Source organism: Nostocoides australiense Ben110, assembly GCF_001050535.1.
Taxonomy (GTDB): domain Bacteria; phylum Actinomycetota; class Actinomycetes; order Actinomycetales; family Dermatophilaceae; genus Nostocoides_A; species Nostocoides_A australiense.
In genome coordinates this window covers 1,953,696-1,964,028 of sequence record NZ_HG764815.1, presented here as the reverse complement: position 1 = coordinate 1,964,028, position 10,333 = coordinate 1,953,696, and the positions used below count along the sequence as shown (strand labels likewise).

The 10,333-nt window shown below is 62.9% G+C and carries 10 protein-coding genes and 1 pseudogene; 1 reads left to right on the top strand and 10 read right to left on the bottom strand.

Annotated elements, in window-relative coordinates; translation table 11 throughout:
- Positions 1 to 204, bottom strand: a pseudogene (locus BN11_RS23625) (IS256 family transposase); the annotation flags it as partial.
- 478 nt (positions 205 to 682) lie between these two features.
- Here BN11_RS23625 and BN11_RS25880 point away from each other — a divergent pair.
- On the top strand, positions 683 to 976 hold the full coding sequence (locus BN11_RS25880; RefSeq protein ID WP_318843261.1) for a hypothetical protein: 294 nt from the start codon (positions 683 to 685) through the stop codon (positions 974 to 976).
- A gap of 390 nt (positions 977 to 1,366) precedes the next feature.
- Here BN11_RS25880 and BN11_RS09485 read toward each other — a convergent pair whose 3' ends face one another.
- The 9 genes from BN11_RS09485 to BN11_RS09445 all read right to left on the bottom strand — a co-directional run bounded on the left by BN11_RS09485 (position 1,367) and on the right by BN11_RS09445 (position 10,174).
- Positions 1,367 to 2,689 (bottom strand): transaldolase family protein, encoded by a 1,323-nt coding sequence (locus tag BN11_RS09485; protein ID WP_053084051.1) that lies wholly within the window; start codon positions 2,687 to 2,689, stop codon positions 1,367 to 1,369.
- Complete coding sequence (locus tag BN11_RS09480; protein WP_083433651.1) at positions 2,664 to 3,659, bottom strand: phosphotransferase; 996 nt, start codon at positions 3,657 to 3,659, stop codon at positions 2,664 to 2,666. The genes BN11_RS09485 and BN11_RS09480 overlap by 26 nt, the downstream gene beginning before the upstream one ends.
- Entirely contained in the window at positions 3,656 to 4,930 is a 1,275-nt protein-coding gene (gene eutH / locus BN11_RS09475; RefSeq protein WP_048697000.1) for an ethanolamine utilization protein EutH, read from the bottom strand. Before eutH ends, BN11_RS09480 begins: the two co-directional genes overlap by 4 nt.
- The gene (locus BN11_RS09470; RefSeq protein WP_053084050.1) at positions 4,921 to 5,739 is read right to left on the bottom strand and encodes an HAD-IA family hydrolase; all 819 of its coding nucleotides are present in this window, start codon (positions 5,737 to 5,739) and stop codon (positions 4,921 to 4,923) included. The genes eutH and BN11_RS09470 overlap by 10 nt, the downstream gene beginning before the upstream one ends.
- A complete protein-coding gene (locus tag BN11_RS09465; RefSeq protein WP_048696998.1) occupies positions 5,736 to 6,590 on the bottom strand; it encodes a class II fructose-bisphosphate aldolase in 855 nt (284 codons plus the stop codon). Before BN11_RS09465 ends, BN11_RS09470 begins: the two co-directional genes overlap by 4 nt.
- Complete coding sequence (locus BN11_RS09460) at positions 6,587 to 6,814, bottom strand: hypothetical protein (protein ID WP_162213198.1); 228 nt, start codon at positions 6,812 to 6,814, stop codon at positions 6,587 to 6,589. Before BN11_RS09460 ends, BN11_RS09465 begins: the two co-directional genes overlap by 4 nt.
- A 36-nt stretch (positions 6,815 to 6,850) precedes the next feature.
- Complete coding sequence (locus BN11_RS09455) at positions 6,851 to 7,639, bottom strand: FAD-dependent oxidoreductase (protein ID WP_083433650.1); 789 nt, start codon at positions 7,637 to 7,639, stop codon at positions 6,851 to 6,853.
- Positions 7,632 to 9,086 (bottom strand): NAD(P)/FAD-dependent oxidoreductase, encoded by a 1,455-nt coding sequence (locus BN11_RS09450; protein WP_083433649.1) that lies wholly within the window; start codon positions 9,084 to 9,086, stop codon positions 7,632 to 7,634. The genes BN11_RS09455 and BN11_RS09450 overlap by 8 nt, the downstream gene beginning before the upstream one ends.
- A gap of 161 nt (positions 9,087 to 9,247) precedes the next feature.
- Positions 9,248 to 10,174 carry a LysR family transcriptional regulator gene (locus BN11_RS09445; protein WP_048696987.1) on the bottom strand — a complete coding sequence of 309 codons (927 nt, stop codon included), beginning with the start codon at positions 10,172 to 10,174 and terminating at the stop codon, positions 9,248 to 9,250.
- Positions 10,175 to 10,333: the final 159 nt, after the last annotated feature.

Sequence of the window (10,333 nt, the reverse complement as noted above, 5' to 3'; positions counted from 1 at the left end):
CCGGGCGTCGGTGATGGTCGCGGCGCGCTGGTAGCGCTCCCGGCCCAGGAACTCGGTGACCTCGGCCTCCAGGGCGGCCTGCATCAACAGCTGCGCGCCGAGGCGGGCCACCTCCTCCAAGACCTCCGGCAGCGGCCGGTCCTGCGCGAACAGGGCGTCGATCCTGGCGTGGATCCGATCGGTGGGTGATACTCGTGCAGACACGGGCGTAGGGTCCTTTCTTCGATGACTTTGAGCGGTCTCGAAACCGAACCTACGCCCGTCTCATTTACACCGGCCGCTGGACACGACCCGAACAGTTTCATTCCGTTCGGGTATGCCGGCGTTCTAGGCGAACTGGTGTACGGAATTTGGTTCTTCCTTTGCGGTCGAGGGAGTCCCGTTGGCAGCAGAAGAGGCTAACGACCCGGAGCGGGACATGCCACGCGGGATCATCACTGCGATGACGATTCTGCTCGTGACCGGCTGCACTGATGCTGTTCATTGCGCCCGGCGGTGCCGGGTCCTCGGCGATTGCGGACTCGGACAACCCTCTTCCGGAGGCCATCCGATCCGCCTTTGGCGGGGACACCTGGGTAGCCGACTTCGTCAACTACGTGGGCTTAGCGGGCCTAGTCGCCAGCTTTTTCTCGATCGTGTTCGCGGCGCCTTGTTGATCAACATCGCTGTGTTCGGTGCGACCGTGTCGTACGTGCTCATGATGGTCTCGCATATCGTGCTCAGGATCCGTGAGCCCGAGCTCGAGCGGCCCTACCGCACTCCCGGCGGAGTGGTCACGACCGCCGTTGCGCTAACCCTCGCGCTGACGGCAGTGATTGCGACGTTCTTCGTGGATGAGAAGGCGGCCGGAATCACGGCGCTCATCTTCGTTGTTGCGCTGGCCTACTTCTGGTTCTACAGCCGACACCGCCTCGTCGCAAGCGCCCCCGAGGAGGAGTTCGCGGCCATTCAGCAGGCTGAGTCCGAGTTGTCCTGAGCCGTCTCAACGGTCGGCTAGTCTCATTGGGAGATGCTGCAAAGCTCGTGTCAGGGACGGAACTGGGTGAACTCAATACCACGGGCAAATGGCGGCACCGAACGGTGAGGCGGACGTCTTGGGGCTGGCCCGATCACGCGTATCTGGCCCGGTTTCCCGAAGGGACCGGTAGCCACGCTCGGGTCCCTCGTGGCGGCTCGGAATGGTGCCGTCGCCCGGTTGGCGGGGGCCGCCCATCGCGGACCCCGCCACGGGGACCCGAGCTGCCGTCCGCGGTGATGCCCGGCGTTCTGCCACTCCGGGACCCATAGCCCGCACCACGGGGCATAGGGCCAGGAGACGGCCGAGGGGTGGATGGCCTTGTGTGGTGCTAACACGATTGGTGGACGATCAGGACCTGGATGACGATGTGCCGGCGCTGAGTGCGTCCGGTGCCGAACGGACGGCGGACAGGAATCGACGCTGGTAGGTCACTACGTGTGGGCTGGTAGTCCACCGAGCCAGGTAGGCCGGATCGGCCGTAACGAGCACCCGCCGGTGTAGTGGTAAGAACTCGGGTTCACTGAGCATGGTCATGAGATCCGGAAACATCTGCTCGCCGTCCATCGAACAGACGATCAGACGGGTCTCCGGCAGGTGTGTGGTGGATAGCCAGCGCAGCGACCTGCGGACACTGTCCATACCGTCGTCGGGGCCATCGTCTCGCTGACGCAGAAGTGTGCGAGTCAACCGCAGGACCGTCAGGAGGTCCAAGGCCTTGTCGTCGGTACCGAGGTAGTCCATGCGAACGAGGTAGTCCCTGAGGTCCGCGACGAACTGCTCGTCTGAAGTCGCGTCGTAGGCAGCGACGAATCCACGCATCCGCCTCGTGGCGTCAGCTCGGTGCCGCACAAAGGCGTTGATGAAGTAGGGGCGTGCCTGCAGCGCCAACGGCGTTTGGTGCGGCTCGAACATCAAAGTGAAGTTCACCCGGTGCCCAAGGTCGTGCAGTTGCCGAGCGAGCGCGTGGCCCCGCAGCATGTCGCGCGGGGCACCAGAGTTGTAGCGTTTGCGAAGCAATCCGTTGCCCTTGAGAAGGTCGCCAGCCGTGTCTGCGGAGAGCGGGCCGGTATGTGGAACCTTCACCACCAGCCGGTGCCGGGTCAGGATCTCCTCGTAGCGCGCTACCTCCTCCAGGATCTCGTTGATGTCGCCATAAGGGTTCGCGATCTCGACTGAGACATCGCATCCTGGTCCGGCCGCCTTGCTCAACTCCACAAGGACTTCGTCGAGGGTCGTGAAGTGTCCACCGATGTTTGCGTCCGGGTTATTGATGAAGAGGTCGTAGACGATCCCAGGGTTGCAGGTGACGTTGGCGATCAGGGGCGCGCAGTCCGAGACCTCGTAGGGGTTGGCGGAGTCGGCCGAGAACAGCAGCGGCGTTGGCCGGGGCGTGCCGCCCCGTTCGTATCCGATGTCTCGGACGAGGTCGACGCTGGTGACCGAACCGTGGGTAGCCATCTCGATGCGGAACCCTGCGGGGGTCTCCTGGTGGTCCTCGCCGAACAGGTCTACTACCTCCCGGAACCGGTCGGTGACCTCCAATTTGCTGGCGGTGATGGTGCGGGTGACTCGCTCCGGGAGCCGCCGGACGTAGCCCTCGTGTCCGATTCTGGTTTCGAACCGTGTCGCATCCAGGCCTACGGGGTCAGCTGTGCCGTTGGCGTAAGTCATTCATTTCTCCTTGATTGGTGTTCTCGAGTAGGTGCAAGCTGTCAGCGAATTCCGAGGACTGCGAAATTTCTCTCATCCTTGCTACGCATGCACGGGCGTAATTGGCGTAGTCGAACTCTGTGAAGCCCGTCGTACCTGCTCGGACGGACCACAATGCCTCGCGCAGCATGCTGACAAACCGGTACAAGCGCGCCATAGCCAACGAAGTGGGCACTAGGACGCCGTCGTAGGCGCACAGAAGTGCCTCCTCCTCCGAGCTGGAGAGCTTCACTTTCTCAGCGAAGTCCCCTACGTCGTAGTAGGGGTCGCCCGCTCCGACGTACTCCCAATCGATGAGCACCGCCCGGTCGGGAAGGATGATCACGTTGCCCTCGGAGACATCCGAGTGGAGCAGACTGGGCGTGTACGGCCCGCACGCAGCCTGAATGCGGGCGAGAATGTCCATCGTCCACGCGAACGTCTCCGCCGTGGCCGGGGCCTCGCTCTTGACCTGATTCAGGATCCACGCGGTGCCGCTGTATGGGTCGGAAATAGGACCCGTCATTACCACGCCCTGCGTGTGCTTGTGCAGCTTCGCCAGGGCTTGACCCACCAGCGCGGTCGCATGAACCCGATCCGGGACCGCGGACAGCAACGCGCCTTCTACGAACTCGGAGACTAGAACCCGGGGTTCTGTCCACTGTCCGAGCACTTCGGGTGCCAAACCCAAGTCCAGCACCATGGCCATGGCGCGAACTTGGTTCTCACGATGAATACCGACCCGTGCTGCGAGCGCGTCAGGCAGTTGCTCCTGAACGACCACCGTACGTTGCTCTCGGTCGGTTATCTGTACCTCGACCTTGAAGTTTCGATTCGTCATGCCGCCGTCAAGCGGCTCCGCGGACCAGGTGGCTCCTGGCCACAGCCGGGCTACCGCCTGTCGGACGCACGGCGGGTCACAAGCCGCGACGTTGTTCAGGGATTGGGTCATTCGTCAGACCCCCGCGTCTCTGTCCCGGTCGCGCCAAGCCCCGCAACTGGGGGGCTTGAGGCGAGGCCAGGCTCGAGGTCGGCTGCCTCCAGCCGGCGGGCGGTTGGCACAGCGATTTTGTAGGCCAGCGCCATGGCGAGAAGGGCAGCCGTCAACTTGCCGATCAGGACGGGGACAATCAGATTCGGTTGAAAGTTCGCTGTGAACGACAGGTGGTCGCCGAGCAGGAATCCCCCCGTCGTGGCGAAGGCTACGGCCAGCACCTTGTCCTTCGGGGGCATCTCCTTGATCAGGTGGAACAAAGCCAGCACGTTGGCCGATCCACCTAGAATTCCAGCCATACCTGGCTGGCTGATGCCGAACTTTGAACCCACTGCGTTCAGCGGACGCGACATGTACTTCTGAATTGCGTAAACCATCGGGAACGCCCCGGCAAGCATAATTCCAACGTATCCAGCGACTTCCAGCGCTCGGAACGTATTATCCTCAGTGGCAATGATGGCGTCGAAGCCCCAGGAACCAAAAACACGCGAAAAGACCCCGGTGAAGTACTCGACGATTGACAGGGCCAGAATGATTTTGACCGCCGCGTCAATGAATCGGCCGAAGACCATGAAAAGTTTGATCATCAGGTCGGGCAAGAATTTAAGACCGGCGGCGATCAAAAGCACGACGATCACAAGGGGCACCAGATTGCCGACGAGGGCGCCCACATCAAGCCCGGAGATCGGCGTGTCCGCTGGCCCGGTGGTGCTTGATTCGGACCGGATATCGGCCCCGGTCGCCAAGACGATAAGCATAGTCACCGCGACACCAATCGGGATCGTAAGAATCCCGGACATGATGCCAAGTGCCATATACTTGTGGTCTGCCTTCTGCAACATCGCCAAGCCCACCGGAATCGTGAACACAATTGTCGCTCCGGCCATGTAGCCGGTGACCATGGCGGTGATCCATGCGCCGTCACTTTGGGCCGTTGCCTCTGCCAGCTGATAGCCACCCATATCGGACGCAATGAACGTCGTGGCGGCTATGGCCGGATCGGCTCCTAGAGCCGACCAAATTGGCCCTAGGACCTTCTCGACGAAGATGCTCAGGTATGGAAGCGAAGCCATCACTCCGGCGACGGGGATGAACAGATAGCCGATCGAGTGCAGGCCTTGCATGAACTCTTTGCCAATGCCCCCCTGATCGTCTCTGATAGCCGCCACCGCGCCGATCAGGACGAACGCCATCATAATGTAGATGACCGTGTCGCTAATTATTTCCATGAGTCCACCTTCGGCAGGGCCGCTCCACGCATAGCCCCTGATTGACCCAACAACGAGGCGACGTGCTCCAAAGCGACATGAGTTTTGATCTCTGTTTTTGTGTCGTTCTTGTACACCGCGATTGCAGCACCGTCGGGCTCCCCGAGGCCGTCGACAACGATGTCGGCTGCAGTCAAGTCCTCATCTGCCGTGTAATGACTGACTGTTGCTACTACGCGCATGCCGGCGGCCACGGCGGCCGACACCCCGACATGCGAGTCCTCCACGGCCACGGCGTCGTATGCGTCGATCCCCAGCAGACGTGCCGCATGGAGGTAGATGTCCGGCGCGGGTTTCTTGTTCTCCACCATGTCACCAGCAGCGATCACGCACTCACCCAGCAACTCTCGGCCCAGCACCTGTTCAGCGATTGCCTCCACCGACACGACAGCGGACGTGGACGCCACGGCTAAACGCCACCCAGCGGCGCGCGCCTCAGAAGCGAGGCGTCGGACGCCGGCGCGAGATGGCATCCGCCCCTCGGCGACGAGGTCCAAGAAAATCTGCGTCTTGCGTCGATGCCACAACGCCACGAGCTCATCAAGTGCTGCCTGCTCGGTCGGTAGCCCGTGTCGCTCCACGAACGCGTCGGTGCATAACCGGCGCAGTCGCTCCTTGCCGCCTGCGACGCTCAGCACCGAGGCGTAGTCGTCTTCAGTCCACTCGAAGTCGAGACCCTCCGCGGCGAACATCCGGTTGAAGGCCGCCCGGTGTCCGTCGCGCTCAGTTTCTGCGAGTACGCCGTCGCAATCGAAGATGAGCGCCCTCATGCGACACGCCCTTCGCTGCCGAATACCTTGATGAGCCCCTGCGCGACCATGCTCACGCGGCTCGACACAAACGCCATCAACGTCAAGGGTTCATGGCAGTCCGGGTTCTCCGCCAGGAAATCCCGGTGCGCGTCGATGTATGCCTGCTTGAGTGCGGTGGAGATGTTCACCTTGGCGCAGCCACGGGAAATCAGGTCCCGAAACTGGTCGTCGCTCAGCCCGCTCCCGCCATGCAACGCCATAGGGAGCCCGGTCGCGTCCACCAGCGAGTCCACCCGGTCGACGTCAAGGTTGGGAAGCTGGGGGTAGTCACCGTGTGCGTTGCCAATGGCTGGCGCGAAGCAGTCGATCCCTGTCTCGCGTATGAAGCGCACTGCGTCATCCAGGGGGTAAAGCTCCGATTTGTCGTCGCTGCCGACCCCGTCCTCGACACCCGTTATCCCCTCGATCTCACCCTCGACGTCCGCCCCAAAGCTCCGAGCCTCCCTCACTACCTGCTTGGTTTGCTCGGTCGCCTCCTCGAGCGTGCGACCCGAACAGTCGAAAAGCACAGAACCCCAGCCAGCCTTCAGGCAGTCGAGGAGCACATTTCGATCGGTGCAGTGGTCTAGATGGAGCACCACCGGCACGGTCGCGCGCTCGGCGGCGTGGCGATACATGGACATGGTCTCGGGAATACCTTGCGACAGGACCGTCTTGACGGACGTCTGAACTATCACCGGTGCGCGTAGTTCTTCGGCCGCATCAACCACCGCCCTGAGCGTCAGCCCGTTCACGATGTTGACCGCCAGGACGCCATAGCCGCCCGCCGTGGCGGCCTCAAGGACGGGCACCAACTTAGCCACAGTCATCGTGAGCCCAACTCTCGGGCCTTGAGGGCGATTTTTACTGACTGACGACCCATATAGAACGTGCCGAAGAGCAAGCTCGCGGCGACACCAACGTAGGGCAGGTCACCACGCTCGAGCGTGGCCTCGGAGCGCCAGGCGCCCATGGACATGTGAACAACCAGCCGGCCGTCACGGATACGTACGCCGTCGACGGCGACTTTGAACTCTCCAACTGGTGAAAGCACTTGCATTGGGGTCTCCTGATCAGGCGTTTTTGACGGTCAGCGCAACGTGAGCATGGTTTGTTCGCAGGCTTGCATCGCCGCTGCTTCGGCGTTGTCGAACGTCTTGGGTTCGGCGAGGCTGAAGCATTCGACGACGTGGGGTCCTCCGAAGACAGCCCCCTCGATGTTGCGCATCGCAACCCGACTGGCAGCCAAGATCACCGCGTCCGCGTGCACATGGGTCAGGCGATCGCCCTGGGACACCACTGCCCGGTTCACCCGGGGAAAACCGTGCACGCTCAGAACCCGGGCATCGGTGAAGGTGTTCGTGCCAGGCCATGGATCAACCCCGTCCGACCCGGCTCGAACCGACGTCACCGTGATGGCGCCGGCAGAGCCTAAGGCCGAGCAGAGCTCCTCAGCCAAATGACCGTCTCCGATCACCAGCGGGTGACGGCCCAAAAGCACACCCGAGTCCAGGAGGTGCCGGGTCGCGGACCCGGGCATGACCCCGGCACCGCGCTCCCCTGCGATGCCAAGCTCGGCACGCGTTTGCGGCCGAGATCCCGTAGCCACGACGAGTGCATCGGCCGACAGCGTGACTGCACCCTCTACCCCCAGGGTATGGACCTGACCCTGGCGGAACTCGGCCGCGAGAGTGCCAAGCATCATCCGCACGCCGGCGCGCGACGCGGCCCGAGCAAGCTGAGCGGCATCGGTCTCCGGCTCCTGGCCCCCCGGAGCCGGCAATCGCTCGACGAGCGTTACACCGATTCCACGCTCCGCGAGCATCCGCGACACCAAGATGCCGGTACGTCCAGCACCCGCAACGACCACGTCACTCACCGGTCGTCACCCCCGCGCCAAGCGTTGATCCCGGCTCATGCATCGGCGTTTCCCACGCCTCTCCTGGGGTATAGAGCGAGGTGATGAACGAGACTCCGGACAGGCACGCCGAACCTTGGCAACGCCCCCACGTCGCATGGGTCCGTCTGGCCACTCCCCCGATGGATGTCGCCGGCAACGGCTCCCGCAGGGCTTGATGGATGTCGGCAGCGGTGACCTTCTCGCAGGCACACACCACCGTGCGGCCCAACGGGTCCTTAGCAACCCGCGCGTAGTCGCCGTCCGCCCATAGCGGCGGCGTGTACTCGAGGTCGTTACGAGCTCCCGCGTCCAGCCGATCGCTGAGCCCCGCTCCGACGAGCAAATCACGGATGTGGTCTCCCATCGCCAGCGATGAGGAGACCCCTGTCGAGCGAATGCCCGCGGCTTGGAGGAGGTTCCCTGCAGTCTCAGACCAGCCGACGCGGTACGTCTTGTCGCTGTGGGGTCGCAGACCCGCGAAGGTCTTGATAGCGAACTTCGTGTCAATGTCCGGCATCAAGACACGACACCGATCCACCACGTCGTCAAGACCTGCTCCGGTCGTAGACTTATCTGTCTTGTCTTCGAGGTCCTCTGCGTCCGGACCGATGAGCACCGACCCGTGGGCGGTCGGGATAACCATCGGACCGTGACCGAGCTTCCCCGGCATTCCGGTGAGGATCGACGGAACTCGTTTCCCGAACTCCCTATCGAGCAGAACCCACTGCCCTCGGCGCGGAGTGATGGAGAATTCGTCGCCGCCTAGAGACTTCGAAACGAAGTCCGCCCCCAGGCCAGCGGCGTTCACGACAAACCGCGGCCGGAAGCGACGTTTTGTCGTCAGCACCTCTTCGACCTGTCCATTGCCTAAAGAGGCTGAGACCACCGACTCCCCCAGATAGAAGCGCACCCCGTTAACGGAGGCGAGCTCGGCGAATGCGACTGGCAACCGCACTGAGTCGACGACCCCCTCATCGGGGACATAGATGCCGGCTACCGCCCGACCAGAGGCGTGCGGAGCAACTTCAGCGAGTTCATCACCGCGCACCTCTCGGACTGTGACGCCGTTCTCCGTGGCTCGTTCGCACAACGCCGAGATCCCGGATGCCTCCTCCTCCGAGAAGGCCAAAAGGGTCAGGCCCACCCGGCGAAACGTGACACCTAGCCTCGAGGCAATGTCCTCCCACCGCGGACTCGAGGCACAAACCAACTGCGCCTCAAGGCTGCCCGGCGCAAGAGACCAGCCGCAATTAGCGATACCGCTGTTGGCGCGGGACGTCTCCTCGCCGACGTCGTGTCGCCGCTCAACGACCGCAACGTCCACGTCAAGATGGGAGAGGGCCATAGCAATCGACGTACCAATGACACCCGCCCCCACGATCAGGACATCTGGAGTCTCCACAAGTGGGAGGCCGCTTGATTGCATCCGCCGCTCCTAAAGTCGTCTGGGATCAACTAACGATCGTTGAACGATAGGAGCGGACTACAAGTCGAGTCAATGAATCCTCGGCACTCGCGCCTGCCACATCGGCAGATGGGAGTTCCAGCCGGCTATGTATCGGATTACCCGATACGTCCGGTTAACGACTACACCCCACCCGCGCGGGAGAGGTGCGACCGCAGCATCGACTCGAAGTACGTTTCGGCGGGACTGACAGACGCCCGCGTCAGCCGGACCCAACACACTCGCCGCGCTGGCGAAGGCAAATCCGTCACCCGGAAAGCGACGACCTCCCCCCGCCGTTGCTCGTCCGCAATGGTGTGAGTGGACAGGAAGCCGACTCCACGGCCTCGACGCGCCGCCCGCTTGACCGCGTCCACCGAACCCAGTTCCCATACGTTGCGGAACGAGTAGTCAGTGCCGGACAAAAGTCCCAAGGCGTACTCGCGGGTGCTTGAGCCCGTTTCTTGAACCAGAAGCGTGAAATCATCGAGGGCGGCGGCGTCCACATAGCCGTCCGAGGACAGGTCAAGGAAGCGGGGTCTGGCTACACCGACGATCTCATCAGGGCCAAGGGCGGTCACTGTCAGGCGCTCGTCGCGCATATCACCACACGTGACAGCGCACGTGACTCGACCCGAACTTAGCCATTGACGAACTTCTGCGGTCGATCCCACCGACACGTGCACGTTGACATCGGGACATTCCTGCTGGAACTGCTCGATGATGTCTGGAACCAAATAAGTTCCAGGCACCGAAGACGCGCCGAGCTCGAGCGTGCCGGTGCGCAGTCCCGCGCGGGCGGCAAGGGCGGACTCGCCGGCAGTGAGGTTCGAGAGTGCTTGGGAGGCGTAGACGGCTAACACGCGACCCGCGTGGGTGAGCCGTAGCGACCGTCCGTAGCGCTCAACAATCGGTTCTCCCGCGGCAGCGTTCAACAAGCGAATATGCTCGCTGGCGCTAGGTTGGCTGACACCAACCGCCTCGGCCGCCTGCGACAAGCTGCTGCACTTCTCCAGCTCTACAAGCAACCTCAGACGAGTGACGTTCCAGACATCCTGCAGTGACGGCACTTCGTATCCCCTTGTGACGCATCGTTCTAGCCCAACCGCTCGGCGGGGGCAGGGTCTTGACCTCCCAGGCTGTCACGGCACCCCAAGGCAGACCCCGGGCCACCGGAAGGCCGTGGCCCCGGTTGGCACTAACTGTAGTTGCTCATGACGTTGGTGACG